This is a genomic window from Flavobacterium kingsejongi (assembly GCF_003076475.1).
GTDB classification, from domain to species: Bacteria; Bacteroidota; Bacteroidia; order Flavobacteriales; family Flavobacteriaceae; genus Flavobacterium; species Flavobacterium kingsejongi.
In genome coordinates, this window is sequence record NZ_CP020919.1 from 3,201,475 (window position 1) to 3,222,173 (window position 20,699).

The window sequence follows — 20,699 nt, forward strand, 5'->3', positions numbered from 1 at the left end:
ATACCGAGGACGTATGCCAACAGAATATATAACAGTAAAAACCTATTGTGTACATTATAATGTGACACCTGATTTTATACTACTACTGGATGAAGCCGGACTGATTGAAATTCCTGAGGTCGATGGGGAGCCATCCATAGCATTGGATTACTTTCCGAAACTGGAACGGTATATCAACCTGCATTATGACCTTCGTATTAATATTGAAGGTATTGATGTTGTTACCAATCTTCTAGATCGCGTGTCAACACTCCAAAATGAAATTAACAGCTTGAAAAGCCGTCTGAAACTCTACGAATAAGAAAACGTTATATGCTAAATGTTTCATAATTTTTAGCTTTAAACCTTTGACTATGCTACTTAAATTCGTGGAATAGACTAATTTTATAGTCTCAAAAAAATACGTTTTTATTGTATTTATCTTACAAAAACAAAGTGTTTTACTAAAAAATAAATCACATGAAACTAGTAATAATCGGTGGTGGTTTTGCAGGAGTCAATCTTGCAAAAGAGCTGGCAAACTATAAAGATATCCAAATTACCCTGGTGGATAAAAACAATTATAATTTTTTCCCTCCATTGATTTATCAGGTGGCTACTGCTTTCCTGGAACCTTCAAGCATCAGTTATCCGTTTCGTAAACTCTTTCATGGAAAAAAGAATATCCAGTTTCGACTCGGTGACCTTCGAAGCGTAAACATGGCTGAGAATAAAGTAATCCTGAATAATGGAGAGCTTTCTTATGATTACCTCGTTTTTGCCACGGGAGCAGAGACCAATTACTTTGGGATGGAAAACGTAAAGAAAAATGCGATCCCGATGAAAACGCTGAACGATGCAATTGTTATGCGTAACAAAATGCTGCAGCGCATGGAAAAAGCTTCTATTTGTAAAGACAGTAAAGAGCGCAGAAAATTATTGAATATTGTAGTTGCCGGTGGTGGACCAACAGGAGTGGAACTATCAGGGATGTTTGCAGAAATGCGTAACGGTATTGTACGAAAAGAATACCCGGAACTTACCACTACAATCGCAAATATCTACCTCGTTGATGGGCAGTCAGCAGTATTAAGCCCGATGAGCGAAAAGTCACAGAAAAACACTTATAAAGCTTTAACGGATCTCGGTGTAATTATCAAACTCAATACTCAGGTAAAAGATTATGTCGATGACACAGTCTATTTTTCAAATGGAGAGAGCATACAAACCAAAAATCTAATCTGGACGGCTGGAGTAGGAGCACGCACTTTTGAAGGAATCCCGGAGGAAAGTTATGGTCGTGCCAAAAGGATGACTGTAGATGCCTATAATAAACTGGTCAATACAACTAACGTATACTCTATCGGGGACACCTGTATCCAAAATAGCGATCCTAAATTTCCAAATGGGCATCCCCAGGTGGCACAAGTGGCTATCCAACAGGGACTCAATTTGGCAAAAAATTTCAAGGCAATGCTTCAGAATAAACCACTAACCCCTTTCCTTTATAAAGACAAGGGTTCAATGGCTATCATTGGAAAAAACAAAGCTGTGGTTGATCTCCCGAAACCAAAGATGCACTTCAAAGGCTTTTTTGCCTGGATGATCTGGTTGTTTATTCACCTGATATCTTTGATCACATTCCGCAATAAAATCAGGACGTTTATTAACTGGATGGTGGCTTATCTGGCCAAAGACCAATCCCTGCGAATGATTATCAGGCCGGATAAAAAGATTAAAGTTGTCCCTAAAGAAGTTTAGAATTGAAAAGCTCATTTATAGTAAATGGGCTTTTTTTATGTTCTATAAATACTGGTTTCAATAAAAGCCTTAAAATGCGACTAAGCGCCTATGGTAATTGATTTGTCCTAAATGATAAGCAAGATGCGTCGTCAGGTGAATCATAAAATAGGCCGTCGATGTTTTGTTTTCCAGTACCAAAATTGGATATTCATCGTCGAGTTGCACATCGTTCATGCTGTCTAATGTTGCAATTACGACTGCTATGGTTGCTTCAACTTTCAGGATTAGATCGGCTTTAGGAATATCTTTTGCACTGAACTCGAGTTCCCGGTTCCGAATGTAACCGGAGTTTCCCAACTGAGCTCCAATATAGGTATTCAGGTTGCCTACAATATGCAGGCAAAGGTTCCCTGCCGCATTAGAAATACCTTTTTCAATGGCCCATAAACTTTCTTCTGAATTATAGGCCGCAATTTCATCCCTTAATGCGGTAAGATCTCTTAGGAATATTTTTTTTAGGATATCGATGATCATCTGTTACTCTAAATTAATTGGTCAAAATTACAATTTATCCTTATTCTTTTTGATTGTTTAACACACAATATCCTTTTGCAGGCTGTGAGTATTTATACCTGTAACCCTAATTCCAGTATTTCTACCTGAGTAAAGATAGTAGGGATCCATTTACTTTGTAATGTATTCAGATATAACGCAATAGGTCTAGGGATTTAAAGAAGCACCTACAAGATTATTGTATCAAAAATACCCCAAATATTTAATCATTAAAAAAACGTACATCATGTCAAAAGAAACAAAAACAATCAGTATCGGACCAGGCGCAATTGCCACTCCATCAGAAGTAAATGGCCCGGGATTCGCATTAGCAGCCTCAGAATGGTATGCAATCCAAACGTATGTAATCACAGCACAAAGTAAAGAAATCATGCCGCATAACAGCGCTGATTTTAAAGCGTATCTGGGTAGTGGAGCACCCAGTGATATGACCCCATTTAATCCACTGATCAAAGCTTATAAAGATATTTATGATCACGTAAAAGTATGGCAGGATGATACTTTTCCACAAAGTGTTTCTTTGGCTTCAGATGTAGTGGCTTATGCACAACAGGCACCTACCTACTACAATCCAATTTTGCCACTCGCGCAAAAATTAACAACAAATCCTGACGATCAGCCTACGAAAGACAAACTTAAAGCTATTTTGAGTGTATTGACCAATAGCGCCAATGGCTATCAGAAAAAAGCAGTGGAAGTGGCTTCAAAAATAAAAACATTCGCTGACGAGACTATGTCGGATAAGATTGTATTAGTTGGTACAGACGGTAAAACAGGATTATTTAAAACCTATAATGACCAATATGGCGCTACAAGTGCTGACGTGGTAGAATTAAACAAACAACTTGTAGCACAACAATTAGTTCTGGATTCGGCAAATGCAGAATATGAACATGATGTTATAGTTGCTGCAACCTCTCCAACCTATGCCTGGATATTTCCTTTTGGAACTATTGCAGCTGCTGTTGTAGCTGGAGTTTATGGAAAAAAAGCTACAGATGCATTAGACAGGGCACATGCCGCTACACAAAAAATTAAAGAACTAAATGCTAAAAAACAAGCAGATGCTTATTTGATGATGTCATTATATACTTCACAAGAGACTGGTCGAAATTTTGTGTAAACAGTTCTTAGTGTTTAATATTACACCTTTCTCCAAATATGACCAAGAACTGATTCATGATTAATCCCCAGCTTGGTATTGCATTTATCCAGCTTTTTTCACAATTTTGTATTGCTAAATAGACTGATTTCTTGACGCTTTTTTCATCTGGGAACTGCACTTTTGTTTTGGTATATTTTCTAATTCCCCTGTTTAAGTTTTCTATTGTATTTGTGGTGTACATTATTTTCCTGATTTCAGCAGGATAGGCCAAAAAAGGCATGAGATTTTCCCAATTCTTTTCCCAGGAGCAAACGGCATATTTATATTTTGCTTCCCAGTTTTTTTTAAATTCAGCCAGAGCTAAAACGGCTTCTTCCTGATTTATTGCAGTATATACTTCTTTCATTGCACTGCAAAATGCTTTTCTATCCTTAACTACTACAAACTTAAGGCTATTCCTTATTTGATGAACAATGCAAAGCTGGGATTCTGTATTTGGAAAAACACCTCTGATAGCTTTTGTAAATCCGGTAAGGTTATCTGTACAGGCAATGAGAATATCCTTTACTCCACGAGATTTTATGTCAGAGAGTACAGTCATCCAAAATGAAGCCGACTCTTCTTTATTTAGCCACATTCCTAATACTTCTTTCTTACCATCTGTTTTTAGTCCGATTACAATGTAAATTGCATGGTTTTCATATTTCCCATCTGTTCTTACTTTCATATGCACAGCATCCATCCAAACAATCAGATACTGTGGTTCTAAAGCCCTTTTAGTCCATAAATCAACATCAGCCAGTATTCTATCAGAGATGGTCGAAATCGTGGACTCACTTACTGATATCCCATAAACTTCTTTAACTTGTTCTACAATATCACTACGGGTCATTCCACGACTGTACATTCCTAAAATAGCATCTTCAATCTTTTCACTCATCGATTGGCCTTTTCCGATGACCTGAGGCTCGAATTCACCATTTCTATCCCGGGAATAGCCAGGACCATATTGCCCAAAGTCTCTGATTTTATATTCTTTGAGAAAGAACCATTACGGCTATTGCCTGTATTGTATCCGTCAATATTATGCTTCTCATATCCCAGATGAGCATCCAATTCTCCCTGGAGTAGTTGTTCAATGCCTTGTTTATACAGGTCTTGAAAAAAAGTATGGAAGTCTTCTTTGTTTTTAAATTGCTTTGCAAAATCTTTGGGTAATTTACCATCTTCGATCATAATCCGCTCTTTTTAAATTATTTAAATGTAGTTCTTTTAAATTCTATACTTAATGATCTGTTGTTTTTTGGCTAAGCCTTAAAATCTCAAATCAAATTAAAATCAATTTCTACGTTTACACAATCTAACGACTACTCCCCTTCACAAATTGGATTATCAAAAAATGTAGAGTCAATTTCTGCAGCATTACCAGTAATCCAAAAAATTCAGGGTGTCTGGGCAGCTATTTCAGATGACCTTAGCAACATCAGCAAACTAATTGAAACCAATATAGCAGAAGCACTTCCTATCATTATGGATTTAGGGGTGGATGCAGCACTTACTGCGTGGGTTGCTGTAGGGAAAGAGGCGCAAGCTTACCGTGTTAATGCCTATGTAACTGCTCCAGCAGCAGCTAAAGCAGCCTAATATGTCTACAACAACTTTACAACTGAACCATTCTGTGCCCGGCACGGAATGGTTTAAATTTTATGAAGATCTGGAAATTAAAGGTAATGTTCCCGATACTTCATGTGCGATACTAAATCCGAATAACAGTATTTTCCGTGGAATGTACCAGAACCTTGGAGACATTAAAGCAGCCATAGAAAATGCTAATATTGCACCGGTACTGGTCACTGTGTATGCAGACGTACTATTTGTTCCCCAGAATATGGTTTGGGTTTTAAAGGCAGAAGGATTAATTATCTACGCCCGCCAAATAGAAATAGAGGGAAATTCCTCAATAATTCTGGATTACCAACAAAACACAACTGCTAAACTGATACTGTTTGGTAGTGAGATGACAGGGGCTTTAACTGTAAAAGCGGTGTTTAATACCAGCAGCCAGCCACAGTTATTTGAGATTACAGCACGTAATATTGCTCCCGGATTAATTATAGCAGCTGTCAATAAAGAAGCGAGTCTTAAAACACTTGATTTGAAACAGGGTTTTGCATTGCAATTGAGTGCTGATATGGCACTGTATCTAAACAACTCTTTTATTTTCGGATCCTTATTATACGATCAGAATCCAAAGCTTGCGGTTGCTCTTTTTTTATGGGTCAAAGGCTGGGCGGCACAAAATGATGAATTACAGGAGCTCTTTTATCGCAGTACCAGTTTAGCAACATTATTAAACTCAGAATTGAATGCTAAAGTAAATGGCGCCCGGTTTGTTCCTTATTTAACTTCCGATATTTACAAAAATCTATCGCATGTTTTCGCTGCTTCAGCTGCAAAATATGAAAGCGATTACAAAATACTGAGCCTGCAGAAAGTACTAACCCAGGAAAATATCGAAATGGCTAAAACCATGGCGTTAAATTCTCAAAAGGAAATTGAGTATGTCAATGCACTTTTGGCTCAGGCTAATGAAAATTACAACAATGCTGAAACTGCAGCTAAAAATGCATTAGCTAATTTCAATAAGCAACAGCTTGCAGTAGATATGGTAGCCGTCGATTTTGAGTTGGTAGGAATTCCGGAATATAAAAGAAAGGTAATTATACAGGGCGTTTTTGATTTGGTCTCAGCAATAGTCACTTTTGGAGGTGCTATCGCATTAATGGCGGTTGGTGATGAAGCAGCTGCTCCCGCTGCGGCAAAAGGAGCGGTAAATGCCGTAGATGCTGTTGCAGGTGCTGCATCATCCGGGGCTAAAGTGGCCAAATTAGCAGAAGACCTGGCGAAAACAATGAAAGATCTTAAAAAGCTTGTTGAAGTTTTAAAGCAAGTTTACGATTTGGCAAAAGCAGTTAAGGCTGTTGCGGATAACATTAGCTCAGCTAAGAGTAAAATAGGGATCATCCAGGAAATGCATGATACCACGAATGGAGCTGACTTAAGTGCTGCAGATGGATGGACTGTTTTTCAAATCAAAGCCAGCAATATTATGGAAGATCCTATAGAACTGGAAATCGGATATGCCAAAGAATACAAAGAAGCAATGGATATTTTGGTTGTGTATGGCCAGTCTCTTGCCGCAGCACAATTAGCGGTGATTAAAGCCAGCCAGGATGTTGCATCATTATATTTTCAATTGCATTATACGCAGGAAAAACAAGCCAATCTGCAAAAATTAGTAGATAGCCTTCAGGTGGGCGAAAATACAACTCTGGCGCTGATGCAACAGTTTTATCAAAAGTACCTAAACAGTAAAAGTTTGTTGTTTTCAGCTTTAAAGTCTTACCAAGATTCCTTTTTCTATTGGGCTTTGGCGAATTCTAAGATTCAACCTAAAATTATTGATTCGGTAGATGATCTTAATTCAGGAATCCAGGATATAGTAAAAATTGCAATGGATAATGCTTCAGCACTGGAAAGATTTAATCCACCACCACAGAAAATGGAAAACATGACTTTTGAGATTACCGACGAAGCCATCCTAAAAAATTTGCGGGAAACTAGAGAATCAAGCTGGATTCTACCATTATCGGATCAGGAATTTATGGGATTGGAACGCGTTCGGCTGGATGATATTCGTGTCTGGCTGGAAGGAGCTGAATTTAAAAACAATAAGGAGCAATCTGTTTTTATGACCATTACAAACACTGGAAACTATTTGGATCGGTATAAAAACCTGGGGTATCAGTTCAATAGCAAAGGGCTTACAAGAGTCTTTAAATATGAAGTCTCGAAAAACAATACAAATGCTAAGTGGGCCTTTAAAAATGGTACTTTCGGAATTGTCAAAATTGATGGGAAAGTAGATGATGAAGTAAAATATGCCTATTTCCGCCCTACACCCTTTAGTGAATGGAAAATCTCCCTGAAATCAAATAATGATGGAGTTGATTTTTCTAAAGTCTCCCGGATTACAATGTATTTTGAAGGATCTGCAATTGGTACCACTGCCAGTGTCCAAAAATTACTCCTTAAAAAGATAAATGATGCCAAGTTTAGCTAATGAATCCGTAACCAGTCTGTTCACCATTCCAACAAGTCAATGGACAGCTATAAATCAGCGTGTAGGAGCTGTCTTCAGTGTTGAGAGTATTGCTGCTGTAATTTCAAAGGACCTGCCTGGTTACCCGGGCTTGCTATCAAGTAGCAAATTATGGCAATCCACTACTTTTAACGGACTGATTTCAGTATCGGGAAGTATAGCTCAGTATGCAGATACTGCTATTACGAATTTTACGAATTTGAATAACCAGGTTCAGGGCATTTCGGGCAATACTGTTCCGGTTAGTATACAAGACCTAACACTCTCCGTACTGAATCAACTTGTAACTGATACAGCACCTATAGTCGTAAGTACAACGCAGTTGTCGAATGCACTCAAAATATTCCTGACGAACAATCAGATTGTTGATGCTGAGATTGCCTTAAATAAGGAATCGCTCGGTAGCTTTTGGGCACCTTTGGGCGCTATTATTACTACTGTCGAAAATGCTGCGGGGACGGTGACAGGAACGTGGAAGGCTATTTTGGATGATCTGAATAATACGGTAGCCAAGGAAATTACGGTAACCCTACCTTTCATAGAATCCTTAGATATTGATGCCGCTCTTATAAGTTGGCAAAATGTAAAAACAATAACTTCTGCTTTTCCTGCCAATATGGCTAACCAGAAAAATTATTGGAATACAAATTAATTTAATTCTTCAAAATTATGATAAAAATTAGTAACGGCAGTTTGTCTGAACTTTTAAAAGCAGCAGCAACCGGACCTTTTATGCAGGCAGAAATCTATTCTTTAACCGGGCTAGGAAATGTACGGGTAACCTGCAACTGGGCTTATTCGGCATTGAATATCGACCCCAGTAATGGAGCTGAATTTTTATGGCAATTCAACAAAGTTGATGATAACAATATCTCTTTATCCCCGGTATCCAGTTGTATTGATAAAACAATTTATGCCAGTGTACGGGATGATAACGGGTACTATTTGAAAGTGCAGGCACCCTTTTCAGCTGATTGGATAACAGAAGTACGCAGGGATGAAATTATTGCGTTAAAAATGCATGACCTGAATGTTGCAGAATTAAAGGGATTTAATGGAGCCTTTTTTTTCTTGGATAATGGAATGTCATCATATCAAAATCATAGTGGTTATTGCATTCGCAGTATTGGTAGAACTTTTGATCAAAATATGCAGTGGTATTTAAAAATTAAAAGATCATTGCAAGATGGAATTGATTTTAGTTATAGCGATCATAGTTTAGGTACCGTAAAGAATCAATTGGACAATTGTGGAATACAACTCGATGATGCAACGTTGAATACTTTAGTTACACAACTTAATTCCCACTAATACGCTTTATTATTTAATACAGAAGCCCCTCTAATGGGGCTTTTTTGATGCTATAAAAACAAGATAAATAAATATTTATTTATTTATCCAGAATTCCTTTCCATTTGGTATACCCCCAAACCAGGATAGTCAATGTCAATACTAAAGGAATTCCGGTTTCTATAAGTTCATGTGGGCGGTTGTCAATAAGCAGGTGAAAGAGGAAAATGGTTACAATAACCGGCGTTAAAAAGAGTACACCTAAAATTCTCGTTCGCGGAATGAGCAACAATATACCGGAAAGTATTTCGATAAAACCTACAACTTTGGTAAATCCGGAACTGCATAATGCCGTCATCAGATTTTTGTAATCTTCGGGTAAAGGACTATCAGATCCATAGGTTTTACAAGGGGAGAGAAAATGTTTATTAAGTCCTTTATAAATAAAAAATAATCCAAGTGCTGTACTAAGAATCAGAATGGAATACGAGGTGACTTTTTTTTGCATGATACTATAGTTTTTTGGTTTTTTTTTATACAATAATCTAATATAGATTAAATTAAACTAGTAAATGTAAATAATTAATTTAATCTATATTATCATAGATTGGGTGTAGATACCAAGTGCAAATATATACAAAAAAATGTTAAAAATATTTTTATTTAGATTTGGTATAAATAAAAATAAGATTAGATTTGCGGAAAATTTAGCCACCAAAAAAATGAAAAAAATTTTACATGGAATCCTCCTGATGATGACTTTTGGAATCATGGGCCAAACTAAAAACGACTCCGTGTCGTCGTTTCAAAAAATGAAAGAAGCGATCAAGCTTGAGTTGAAAGAAGAGCTAAAAGCGGAACTGAAGAAAGATTTTATAAAAGAAAACAAAAGCCTTGTGGATTGGAGCAAATTTACACTCAGTGGTTACGGAGTGGTAAATTATTACCACTATGGGCGGTATGATACCGATCTCAATATCAAAGACAAATTTGATGCAGAACGCCTCAATCTCTATTTGGGATATAATTTTAATGATTGGATCAGTTTCAAATCGGAAATTGAATTTGAGCATGGGGGAACCGGTTCTACGATTGAATTGGATACGCAGGAAGAATTTGGTGAATACGAACAGGAAATTGAATCCGGGGGCGAAGTAAAAATTGAGCAAATCCATATCAATTTCGCCATACGTCCGTATCTGAATGTACGTGTAGGGCGTATGAAGATACATTTTGGCCTGGCACAGGATTTAGATCGCCCTATTTCTTACTTTACTACCCACCGACAGGAAATGGAAAACGAAATACTGCCGTTGGGATGGTATGAAAACGGAGTACAGATCCATGGTATTTTCTGGAAACGGTTAAAGTATGAAGTCTCTATTACCAATGGACTGGATGCTTCAGGCTTTAGCTCACGAGGCTGGATCAAAGATGGTTATCAAACCCGTTTTGAAATGGCTAATGGAAATTCTTTAGCTTTTACAGGACGACTGGATTATAAATTTGGCAAAAATAAATATACGTATGTCGGAATGTCGGCTTACCTAAATGATGCCGCAGCCAACCGCCCTAAAAACGATATGTCCGAATCAGCCTATGTGACCATTCTCGAAGGACATATCACTTATGATGAAGATTACCTGCGTTTTAATTCAGTAATCCTTTGGGGTAATCTTGAGAATTCTAATATCGTTTCCCGTAAAAATTCCTCCCTTTCCAATAACCTGGGCGTAAAAAGAACTCCCGTAGGTAAAAATACCCTGGGCTTTTCTTTTGAAGGCGGTTACGAAATATTGCATTTTATCAATACCACGGCCAAACAGAAAATTTATCCTTTTATCCGATACGATTACTACGACACCATGCACGAAGTGGAAGGCAACGTGATTCGTAAGCCACGATGGGAGCGTAGTGCACTTATGGGAGGGATTAACTGGTTCGTACATCCGCAAATTGTATTAAAAGCACACTATCAAAACAGAAGATTAGGATCTGATAACTATGATCCAGTGACTTCGTTGTATACCGGAAGAAAGCAGGAAGAGAATACACTTTCTGCCGGAATCGGATTTTCATTCTAAAAAAATAGTCTAACCATAATATCCAAAAAAATGAACAAACAAATTTTAAATTTAGGAGCACTCATAGTAGCTTCCCTGTTTTTTGCCAATTGTAGCAATAACGATGATAGTACGTATGTAGATCCTAATGCAAACCTGTTTACGGAAGTACTGAACAATGTTCCTACAAACGTAATCACCGATACCTACAAGCAGCTGAATGAAAAAGCGATGGCCTTAAAAAATGCCATCAATACATTAGCTATTACACCAGATGAGGCTAATCTTGCTGCTGTTAAAGCAGCCTGGCAAGCTACCAGGTCACCGTGGGAACAGTCTGAAAGTTTCCTGTATGGTCCTGTGGGCATTGAAGAAGTAGTGGATCCGGCGATTGATTCCTGGCCGGTAGATGTTGCTGCTATTAATACGATTATATCAAATAGCGCCCCAATCACGGCTGCTTCCTTAGAAACAAATGATGATGCAAGAGGATTCCACACAATTGAATATTTTGTATGGGGTATCAACGGTAACAAAGCGGCTACAGCACTCACCGCAAGAGAACTGGAATTCCTGAAAGCGGCAGCTGATGATTTACAGCGAAATACACAAAAATTGTATGATGCCTGGAAGACTTCAGGAAGCAATGCGGGTAGTTTTGCCAATCAGTTCATCAATGCAGGCCAATCCGGCAGTCAGTATGTTTCTCAAAAAGCAGCATTGGCAGAGATCGTGGAAGGTTTGTTTGGTATTGCTGATGAAGTGGCATCCGGAAAAATCGAAACTCCATTGAATGGTAATGCTGGTGCTGCAAAACCAGAAGCAGAAGAATCCCGTTTTAGCAATAATTCCAAATTGGATTTTGCAAATAATATCCGAAGCATACAGAATGTATATACGGGTGATTTTGATGATACTTCAGGTAAAGGTATTTCGGATATTGTTATTCTGACCAATCCAACCCTGGATGCTATCATTAAAGCTAAAATAACGGCTGCTATTGAGGCTATTGAAGCGATTCCCGGTACTTTTACCCAGGCGATTAGTAACAACAGGGCACAGGTACAAAATGCACAACAAAAAGTAGATGAATTGAAAATTGCATTGGAGAGTCAATTATTCCCTTTCATTAACAACCTATAAGCCTCATTATTTATAGTGCCCCACCCATTATGAGGTGGGGCATTTTTTTAATTTTATATAACGCATACGGATGGAAATAGTTAAGAAAGGGATGGTATACGCGATCATAGGCATGCTAATAGCTTCCTGCCAAAATGATGACGCAGCGGAGTATGAAACACTTCCGGATCTCTCGGAGCGCTTATATGCCGGTGGGCAAACCACTACTTTTTCTGCTACCAGCAATGCTTTTGGATATCCTGCACCCAATCTTTCTGCAGCAGAACTTCAAAAACACCTGGCGGGCGATCTTCAGTTTGTAGCTACTTTTATCACAGCTCCGGCACCTGTAAATCCGGGATTGGGACCTTTATTTAATAATGTCTCCTGTATTGCATGCCATCCCAAAGACGGCAGGGCAGCGCATCCATCCACTATCAATTCCAGAAACGGGTTGTTGGTTCGTGTGAGTATTCCGGGTATGGATGAACATGGTGGTCCTTTGGCTGTTCCTGGTTTTGGGTTACAGATCCAAAACCATGCACTCGCAGGTTACTTGCCCGAAGCAGATTATCAGGTGACCTATATTCAGAAAACAGAAACGCTTGCTGATGGAACCGTAATCACCCTTCGCAAACCCATTATTAGCCTTACCAATCCGTATATCAGCCTACCACCGGGTGTGATGCTTTCTGCCCGGCTTGGCCCACCGGTATTTGGCTTGGGACTTTTGGAAGCCATCCCGGAAGCTGATATTATTGCGTATATCGATCCAAATGATTGGAATGGTGATGGCATTTCAGGTAAAGCCAATTATGTGTGGGATAGTTATTTGCATCAAACGATTTTAGGCCGTTTTGGATGGAAAGCCAATACAGGAACCATTCACATGCAATGTGCGTCAGCCTATTTGGAAGATATGGGAATTACGAGTAGTGTTTTTCCGCAGGAAACCGGCCATAACCAGCCGAATGGGAATGACGGGCAAAATGACGATCCTGAACTATCTGATGAAATAATGGAGCAAATAGTAATGTATTCCAGCACTTTAGCAGTTCCAGCACCAAGAGGAATTACTAATTCAAATGTTAGGGAAGGGGCTCAGATCTTTGAACAGCTTGATTGTGCCAAATGCCATGTTCCGAGACAACGGACAGGCTATAGCCCAATTTCAGCACTGGCATTCCAGACCTTTTATCCCTACACCGATCTGTTATTACACGACATGGGACCAGATCTGGCAGATCAACGCCCGGATTATTTAGCCGATGGAAGCGAATGGAAAACCAGGCCACTCTGGGGTCTCGGGCTCACACAACTGGTTAATGGACATACCGATTTGCTGCATGACGGCAGGGCCAGGAATACTACCGAAGCCATATTATGGCATGGTGGAGAAGCCCAAAATGCAAAAGAAAAATTCAAACAGTTGCCTACAGCCCGACGGGAAGCCTTATTGGCCTTCCTGAATTCATTATAATATACATAAGCGGTGGTAATGCTGCCGCTTATTCTATAAAACGGCTCCCGCTTACCTGTCCAAATACCACCAGGACATCATAACCATTGATAAAAGAAAGTAATCTCGGTTCTATTTTTAGTGTCCCGGCTTTGACAGCCTTACGGATTGGCCTGAAATCAAAAAGAGCCCATTCCTCACCTTGTACCTGATCGGAAAAAGGGAGTAACGATTTTAATTCATCATCAGTAGCTATATCATACGGCTGGATAGCCAATGTATTATCGGTTGGTGCCATGGTATTCGAAGTTCCTTTCTTGCCAAAAACCAAAATATGCAGCGTTTTCTTGACGGCTGCTCCTGCCAGGTTATCGGCGAGATTGCCTACTTCAAAGGCAGTATTCATTTCATCAGTTCTGGAAAGGTGATTGGCTCCGAATTTAAAGAGCAGTTTAGGCATATTAATAGCATCAGCCGTAATATCGGAATGCAGGTAGTTCAGCAAATTCTTTTTCATCAGATTCACCCTTTGAGTGTAGCTGCTGTTAGCAAATAAAGGAATGGATCGTTTTAAATCCTGTAACATTTTTTTGCTTGCTGCATTTTCATTTTTAAAAGCAACAATCATCGAATCTACTGTAACTTCTTTTAGGCTGTAGGCACTAAAATCGCTGTATTTTGCTATGTCTTTATAAAGAGGCAGGTCATGAAGGGAAATAGTTGCCGCCTTTTTAAGGGCTAATTTTTTTAGTCCCGGTTTTTTAGTTTCGGCAGCCAGGGTTTCAAAAAAAGTAGGTAAAGAGAGGAAGTTGATTTCATTTAATCCCCATATATCGATGTTGGAAGATGTCATCTGCCTGGCCAGCGCCATTTCGGTTTCCCAGCTGTAGAAGGCAAAATCATACGGTTTTTGTCTAAAATAAGCAGCATATTTAGAAGGATCCACACTTACTTTTTTCAATTGTGATGCGGTATAGGGATCAATTTCAATAACCAGTGCTTTGGGCTGGAATACCTGAGCCACTTTACCCGCAAAAACCGGAATTTCGGCTTCTCCGTGTTGTTCACCGATCATTACGAATTGTGATTTTGCAATTTCTGCTTTTAGCAAATCCCAGCCTTTACCGCTATATTCTCCATTACTATAGGAAAACGCAGATTTGTGAATCATGGATTTTAGATCGGGATCCTGTACGGATTGTGCGGTAGAGATTAAAAAAGAATAACAAATGAAAAATAAAAGGGCAATGAGTCGAGCAAGCATGGTGGTGGTTTTTTTATAAGACTATCCAGCAGGATTTTTGTTACAGCGCAAACGAAATAAAGTAACGGTTTTCGTGTGATTTTTTATTCGATGTTTTAATTGCCCAGTTTCAATTACTATGGAAAGGATATCGTCGTTTACCAATTTCAATCTCAAGCCTTTATTCTTCTGGCATTCCAGCATTTTTAGCTTCTTCTTTTTCTATCGCTTTACATTTGTTGTAATTTATTTCATCTTTCGCCTGAAGGTAAGCTGCAGCAACGAAACCAGCCTGTACATAGGTTTCTATTTTATCTTCTCCTTTTTTAGCAATTTCATATTGTTTTTCTGCATCTAAAGCTATCTGATTTTCAATATTTTGAAGGTTTTTAATGAAAATAAAGGATACTGCTAAAATAGCAATGGACTTATAGTTTGCATTGCCCCATCATAACGGGGTATTTGTTTTTTTAAATCGTTAGTTATTGGTTTACTTTTTTAATTGCATTTGAAGGGTATCTTTATTTAAAATCATATTCCACTGCATGCTTGTACCATTGAATTTTTTGATCTGTACTGGAATGGTATCGGGTATACTTCCTTCATACGAGATGACATCTAAGCTATTTTTGGTATCATCATACAGGTATCGCATTGCAACAGCAGTACTGTCCACAAACATATGAGGATTTGGTGAATAATATAGTTTGCCGCGCTCTTCAAAATAAATTACTTTCCATGCAGCTGTATCTTTTTCCCAGGCATTTTCCGGCACTATTTTTCCATTGCGGGTCATCGTTTCTACTTTCCATTTCCCGAAATACTTTTCAGAAAGCCGTACTCCATGGCTATAATACAATATAAATATACAAGGGATCAGGATACACAGTACGCGCGCTAGCAGACGAGCGATTTTACTTCCAATTACTGGTCCTGTATTTTTATAGTGCATAAAAAGTGCTATTATTTCTTCTTTTCGCTGCAATAATAAATAACATAATCCCAATGTAATCAATACACAGGTAAAGATCGTGATGGGACCAATGCCATAAAAAATATTAATCAATACAATATTGAAGAATACCGGTAACAACGTTACGATCCCTAATAATATGGTGCGCCTGAATAATAAAAAGATACTGCCGACAATTTGCAAAAAACCTATGATTAAAGAGAGCCCATAGGAAAAACCATAATATTTCCAGGTGAGCTGTTGCCCTGTAAGGGAGTTTACCAGCGTATCATCCGCATGATAAGAAAAGGTAAAATTAACTTCGAACAGTTTTTCAAAACCATATACCGAAATCTGGAATGCCAGCCAATAGCGCAATAGTATAATGAACCAGACCTTGTATTTTAGAATGGTGGTATTTCCCCTTTTTTCTTTATAATTCCAGTATATGGAGAAACCAATAGCAAATAAGATGGCTCCTAATAATGAAAAGAGCCCTGCGATATTAAAATAATTTGCATATTAAGAGGCAATAACGGGATGATTACTGTGAGGCTTGCATTAACAGCGCCAACAAAAGCTAAAAAGCATAAAGAGAATTTTGAAAACCAATTGGATCGTTGTGTTTCTGCTGCAATCATATCAAATTTATATGTATAATCTATTTGTTTTGTTTATCTCTATTTTTAACGACGATGTGATGAACAAATATAACTTTTTTAGGCAAAAAGTATTACATAAACAATTATTTGACGAAAGGATTTTGTAAGAGGGGAGAGGTCTTGTTCTTATTGTTCTACTTCTGTTATAAGGAGTTTAAATTTTTTTAGTATTTGCATCTATAAAGCTAAAAAAAGACTTTTACGAAGTATATTTTACTAAATATTCTTCGTATTTCAGTGCTGAAAGGGGAACAAATTTCTTCTCATTTCTATTTTCAATTATTATGTAAAATAGAAATTTAATCATACTTGCAGTTTCATTTAGGTAAACTATCTTGAGATTTAGGATCACTACTATAAATTTTATTCATCAGTCAGTTCATGCTTAACTATGAGTTTGAATACATAAGCTTTGTAGCGATTATTATTTTAATATGTTATATAAAAATTTGAATTAATTTTAGGTACACACACTGTACTAATAAAAATATAATTCAAAGCTATTAGATTTAAATTCATTGCTATGATAAATTGACTCCTAAAATAAATAAATCGATAGGCAGGTAATTATTTCTATGGTTTTTAAGAGCTGATAATATATCTATTTGGATTCCGAAGTATAAAGAGAGAAATAGTAAGCGTTCCAGTTTTACATAATAATCATTATTTAAGGTAAATTTGACCTTAGGAACCTGTAATCTATGCATTTCTATTTAAAATATCATTTTGATCTATAATTTATATTATGTAAAATAGAAAAATTTAATGATAATGGATGGTTTCATTTCCGTATAATTATGCTATTTTTATTTAAGTTAATATTAAAGCTATGAATACAACTTACCATACCCTCTACTATTTAGAGAATTCAAAAATTGCTCTAATTGAAATTAAGATTGATACTATAGAGACCAATAACCTGGATAAAATATTCTATTGGTTTTTGTATGATAAAACTGAGGATACTTTACAGCGTTTGGATTTCCAGTCCAGTCATCTGCATAATAATTATGAAGAGCGCCATTTTGAACAAGGTTATTTGCGTTTTACCAATGAAGTTGGTCAGTATACCGCTGATACGGAAACAGAAGTTTCTAAATTAGTGAACAATCAAAGGCTTTTTTTACCGGAAAATATTATATCATACATCAATAAATACCTGAAAGAACATTGATTATTCTATTTCATTTTTGGGTTCTTCGGATGGAATAACGGCTACAACCGGTGGGTTGTCATCTTCACCCAGCACTAATCCCCAAGGTTTTAATCCTTCAACTCGATCAAAGACCACTTTGAAAATAGCAATTACGGGAATGGATAAAAACATTCCTTTTATACCCCATACCAATTCCCCTATCACCAATCCCAAAAGGGCTACCAGCGTATTGATTTTTACTTTTGATCCTACTATTTTCGGCATAATGTAATTACCATCTACAACATGAATGAGGACTACTGCAATTAAGACAAATAGTACATCCGTTGATCCCATCGTGGCAAATGTGATGAGTATGGTTAATAATGAGGCTGTTAATATTCCGATATACGGGATTACATTAAACAATCCTGTGATAAGGCCCAGCAGCAAAGCATATTTAATACCGATAATTTCAAATGCAGTACAGGCTAAAGTCGTAACGATTAACATCTGCAGGAAAAGCCCTGCAATGTATTTTTTGACAATGTATTGAATCTGGCCCACCACATCATATACAATAACAGAATGTTCTTCGCGGAATAAAGAGATGATAAATTTGAGCAATAATCTTCGGTGCAATAGTATAAAGAAGGTGTACAAAAATATAAATACCAGAAAAAGCATCAGCGATGAAACAGACAATAACGTATGCCCCAATAAGGTTGTGCCTTTGCTTAAAGCATCAGTTGTAGCACTATTTACATAACTCAATTGCTCGTTATTATCAATATGGAAGGTTCTGGAAATCCAGTCCTGAATATCAGTGGTGGCCAAAAGAATCTGCTCTTTAAAAGCAGGAAGGTCGTTAGAAAGTTCGCTAAACTGGCTAAACAGCAGAAAAAGCATACCCGATATGACAATCACCAGGCTTAGCAATACTAATATTGATGAAACGGAGCGTGGCATTTTCCATTTTCGTTCCAAAAAATTGGCAAAGGGTAGCAATAATAAAGAAAAGAGAAATGCAAATAATAATGGAGCCAATACCGTTTGTCCGATAATAGCCAGATAAAACATACAGATTATACTAACAAGTACATGGGCTAACCGGGTATAAAAAGGTGTAGATCGTATCATAATTTTCTTCAATTTGGTATAAATATAAGTAAAACGGCGTAATTCTATATCCTAAGTTAAGAACAAAAAGGAAAAGTATAAAGAATTTGGAACTCGTTTATTTAATTTTTTTTTATAGGGTTAAATTTAGTATTTTTAAACTTTATATTTTTTTATGAAAAATACAATAGCAGAACGCATTGCTGATTTTTTAAAGCGTTATCCCCCATTCCTTTCGCTCAGTTATGCTGAGCTCCTGGAAATAGCATCGGAAGTCCGTATCCTCTCTTTGGAAAAGAATAAGACTCTTTTCCAGATTGGCGATCCCTGTCATACTGATTTTTATGTAATCAAAGATGGCGCTGTAGGGCTCTCCATTACTTCTGATGCAGAAGAAACCCTCATCGACCGTTGTGCGGAAGGTGATATTCTCGGACTACGTCCATTTTTTGCCAAAAATAATTACCTCCTGACGGCCAAAGCCCGTGAAGAAACGATCATATTTGCTATTCCGATATTGATTTTCCAAAAGATACTATTGCGGAATGAAGAAGTTCTTAGTTTCTTATTGGAGAGTTTTGCTTCCAACACCCGTAATCCTTATGATAAAGAGCATAAAGGCAAGCTGATTTCTGAAAATGTAATTTATAGCGACCAACAGTCCGAAATCCAGTATTTCCAGTCTATCGATTATTCGGAAAAACCACTTTTGGCTACTGCAGATGCGATTGCAAAAGATATAGCACAAATGATGACCGATAATAATATTGGCAGTGTCATTATTCAAAATAACAATCTCCCGATAGGTATTGTAACGGACAAAGACCTGCGTACCAAAATTGCTACCGGGCGTTTTCCAATTACAGTCGAAGTTGGTAAAATAATGGTTTCTCCAGTGATTACCGTTCCGGAAGATTTATCACTGGCCGAAGCACAACTCTACATGCTAAAGTATGATGTGGATTACCTGTGTGTAACACTGGATGGTACAGCCAAATCCGAAATAAAAGGTATTATTTCTGAGAATGATTTAGTTGAAGCACAGGCGAATAACCTTGGTGTGTTAATTAAAGAGATCAAGCGTGGCCATTCTTCAAAAGACCTTAAACGAAGCCGTGAAAAACTATCCGAGCTGATTGAATCTTCCTTGGCGAATGATATCCCATTACCCCAAATTACCAATATTGCGGGTGAAGTCAATATGGCTTTAATCAAAAGAGCCATTGATATTGCTATTTTAGAAATGGGCTCTCCTCCTGTCCGATTTGCCTGGCTTGCTATTGGTAGCCAGGGCCGTAAAGAGCAACTATTACTTACGGATCAGGATAGCTTCCTCGTTTTTGAAGATGTGGCTAATGATAAATACCGCGATGTGAAGGATTATTTCCTGAAACTGGCCCGTCGGGTGACGACTACACTGAATCGTGTGGGTTATCAGTCTTCACCTGAAGGGAATATTGCGAGTAATATATTGTGGTGTAATTCCCTTAGCGTCTGGATTAGTCAATACGGAAAATGGATTAATACTCCGGGTGAAAACTCAGATGCTATCAGCAGGACTTTCTTTGATTATGAATTTGCCTATGGTGACATTGCTATAGAAGAAGCCATTACTACGGTGATCTTTAAAGATATCCGGGAAAAGAAAAAATTCTTTGGTTATTTAGGAAATGATGCGTTGAAAAAACCACCAGCCTTAGGTTTCTTCAAGCAGTTTAATGTGGAGGAAGATGGTGAAAACAAAGACCTGTTTGATATTAAAAACCGTGCACTGGCGCCTTTAATTGATGCAGCACGCCTATTGATCCTGAGCCAGAATATTAAAGGTGTAAACAATACATATTACCGGTTCCGCCAATTGGCTGTTTCGGAGCCTAAATATGCCGAATTGTACCTGGAATGTGCAGATGCCTTTATCACACTTTCCCAGTTCCGTACAGAATCTGGAATAAAAAATGATAATAACGGACAATACATTAATCTGGAAGAACTTTCAAAAACGGATAAAGCCAAACTGAAACATACTTTCACTGTAATTAAAGAAGTACAGGACCTGATTAAAAACCGATTTGCCCTAACTTATTTCTCATAA

The 20,699-nt window shown here is 37.6% G+C and carries 16 protein-coding genes and 1 pseudogene; 11 read left to right on the forward strand and 6 right to left on the reverse strand.

The window, feature by feature from the left end; all coding sequences use genetic code 11:
• Positions 1 to 13: 13 nt before the first annotated feature.
• Positions 14 to 301 carry a chaperone modulator CbpM gene (locus FK004_RS14360; protein ID WP_108737879.1) on the forward strand — a complete coding sequence of 96 codons (288 nt, stop codon included), beginning with the start codon at positions 14 to 16 and terminating at the stop codon, positions 299 to 301.
• Between the two features lie 158 nt (positions 302 to 459).
• Positions 460 to 1,740 carry an NAD(P)/FAD-dependent oxidoreductase gene (locus tag FK004_RS14365; RefSeq protein ID WP_108737880.1) on the forward strand — a complete coding sequence of 427 codons (1,281 nt, stop codon included), beginning with the start codon at positions 460 to 462 and terminating at the stop codon, positions 1,738 to 1,740.
• Positions 1,741 to 1,809: 69 nt separating this feature from the next.
• Here the strand turns inward: FK004_RS14365 and FK004_RS14370 are convergent, their stop codons facing one another.
• Entirely contained in the window at positions 1,810 to 2,256 is a 447-nt protein-coding gene (locus tag FK004_RS14370; protein WP_108737881.1) for a DUF1572 family protein, read from the reverse strand.
• Positions 2,257 to 2,521: 265 nt separating this feature from the next.
• Here FK004_RS14370 and FK004_RS14375 point away from each other — a divergent pair, with 265 nt between their 5' ends.
• Positions 2,522 to 3,418 carry an alpha-xenorhabdolysin family binary toxin subunit A gene (locus tag FK004_RS14375; RefSeq protein ID WP_108737882.1) on the forward strand — a complete coding sequence of 299 codons (897 nt, stop codon included), beginning with the start codon at positions 2,522 to 2,524 and terminating at the stop codon, positions 3,416 to 3,418.
• 7 nt (positions 3,419 to 3,425) lie between these two features.
• Here the strand turns inward: FK004_RS14375 and FK004_RS14380 are convergent.
• Positions 3,426 to 4,636: pseudogene (locus tag FK004_RS14380) on the reverse strand (IS256 family transposase).
• A gap of 409 nt (positions 4,637 to 5,045) precedes the next feature.
• Here FK004_RS14380 and FK004_RS14385 point away from each other — a divergent pair.
• From FK004_RS14385 to FK004_RS14395, 3 genes are read left to right on the forward strand one after another with little or no spacing between them, the layout of a single operon-like run.
• Positions 5,046 to 7,523, forward strand: a complete 2,478-nt coding sequence (locus tag FK004_RS14385) for a hypothetical protein (RefSeq protein ID WP_108737883.1) — start codon at positions 5,046 to 5,048, stop codon at positions 7,521 to 7,523.
• Positions 7,504 to 8,214 carry a hypothetical protein gene (locus FK004_RS14390; RefSeq protein WP_157956119.1) on the forward strand — a complete coding sequence of 237 codons (711 nt, stop codon included), beginning with the start codon at positions 7,504 to 7,506 and terminating at the stop codon, positions 8,212 to 8,214. Before FK004_RS14385 ends, FK004_RS14390 begins: the two co-directional genes overlap by 20 nt.
• A 17-nt stretch (positions 8,215 to 8,231) precedes the next feature.
• Positions 8,232 to 8,873: a hypothetical protein gene (locus FK004_RS14395; protein ID WP_108737885.1), complete on the forward strand. Its 642-nt coding sequence runs from the start codon at positions 8,232 to 8,234 to the stop codon at positions 8,871 to 8,873.
• A 79-nt stretch (positions 8,874 to 8,952) separates the two neighbouring features.
• Here the strand turns inward: FK004_RS14395 and FK004_RS14400 are convergent, their stop codons facing one another.
• Positions 8,953 to 9,360, reverse strand: a complete 408-nt coding sequence (locus FK004_RS14400; RefSeq protein WP_108737886.1) for a DoxX family protein — start codon at positions 9,358 to 9,360, stop codon at positions 8,953 to 8,955.
• A 262-nt stretch (positions 9,361 to 9,622) separates the two neighbouring features.
• Between FK004_RS14400 and FK004_RS14405 the strand changes: the two genes are divergently transcribed.
• From FK004_RS14405 to FK004_RS14415, 3 genes are all read left to right on the forward strand, one after another.
• Positions 9,623 to 10,936: an autotransporter outer membrane beta-barrel domain-containing protein gene (locus FK004_RS14405; RefSeq protein ID WP_420358900.1), complete on the forward strand. Its 1,314-nt coding sequence runs from the start codon at positions 9,623 to 9,625 to the stop codon at positions 10,934 to 10,936.
• A gap of 30 nt (positions 10,937 to 10,966) precedes the next feature.
• Complete coding sequence (locus tag FK004_RS14410) at positions 10,967 to 12,058, forward strand: imelysin family protein (RefSeq protein WP_108737887.1); 1,092 nt, start codon at positions 10,967 to 10,969, stop codon at positions 12,056 to 12,058.
• 70 nt (positions 12,059 to 12,128) lie between these two features.
• Positions 12,129 to 13,517: a di-heme oxidoreductase family protein gene (locus FK004_RS14415; protein WP_108737888.1), complete on the forward strand. Its 1,389-nt coding sequence runs from the start codon at positions 12,129 to 12,131 to the stop codon at positions 13,515 to 13,517.
• Between the two features lie 28 nt (positions 13,518 to 13,545).
• Here FK004_RS14415 and FK004_RS14420 read toward each other — a convergent pair whose 3' ends face one another.
• Positions 13,546 to 14,667: a hypothetical protein gene (locus tag FK004_RS14420; protein WP_157956120.1), complete on the reverse strand. Its 1,122-nt coding sequence runs from the start codon at positions 14,665 to 14,667 to the stop codon at positions 13,546 to 13,548.
• Positions 14,668 to 15,229: 562 nt separating this feature from the next.
• Entirely contained in the window at positions 15,230 to 16,069 is an 840-nt protein-coding gene (locus tag FK004_RS14425; protein ID WP_108737890.1) for a hypothetical protein, read from the reverse strand.
• A gap of 1,113 nt (positions 16,070 to 17,182) precedes the next feature.
• Here FK004_RS14425 and FK004_RS14430 point away from each other — a divergent pair.
• A complete protein-coding gene (locus FK004_RS14430) occupies positions 17,183 to 17,527 on the forward strand; it encodes a hypothetical protein (RefSeq protein ID WP_108737891.1) in 345 nt (114 codons plus the stop codon).
• Here FK004_RS14430 and FK004_RS14435 read toward each other — a convergent pair whose 3' ends face one another.
• Positions 17,528 to 18,628 carry an AI-2E family transporter gene (locus FK004_RS14435; RefSeq protein WP_108737892.1) on the reverse strand — a complete coding sequence of 367 codons (1,101 nt, stop codon included), beginning with the start codon at positions 18,626 to 18,628 and terminating at the stop codon, positions 17,528 to 17,530.
• A 154-nt stretch (positions 18,629 to 18,782) separates the two neighbouring features.
• Here FK004_RS14435 and FK004_RS14440 point away from each other — a divergent pair, with 154 nt between their 5' ends.
• On the forward strand, positions 18,783 to 20,699 hold the full coding sequence (locus FK004_RS14440) for a DUF294 nucleotidyltransferase-like domain-containing protein (RefSeq protein WP_108737893.1): 1,917 nt from the start codon (positions 18,783 to 18,785) through the stop codon (positions 20,697 to 20,699).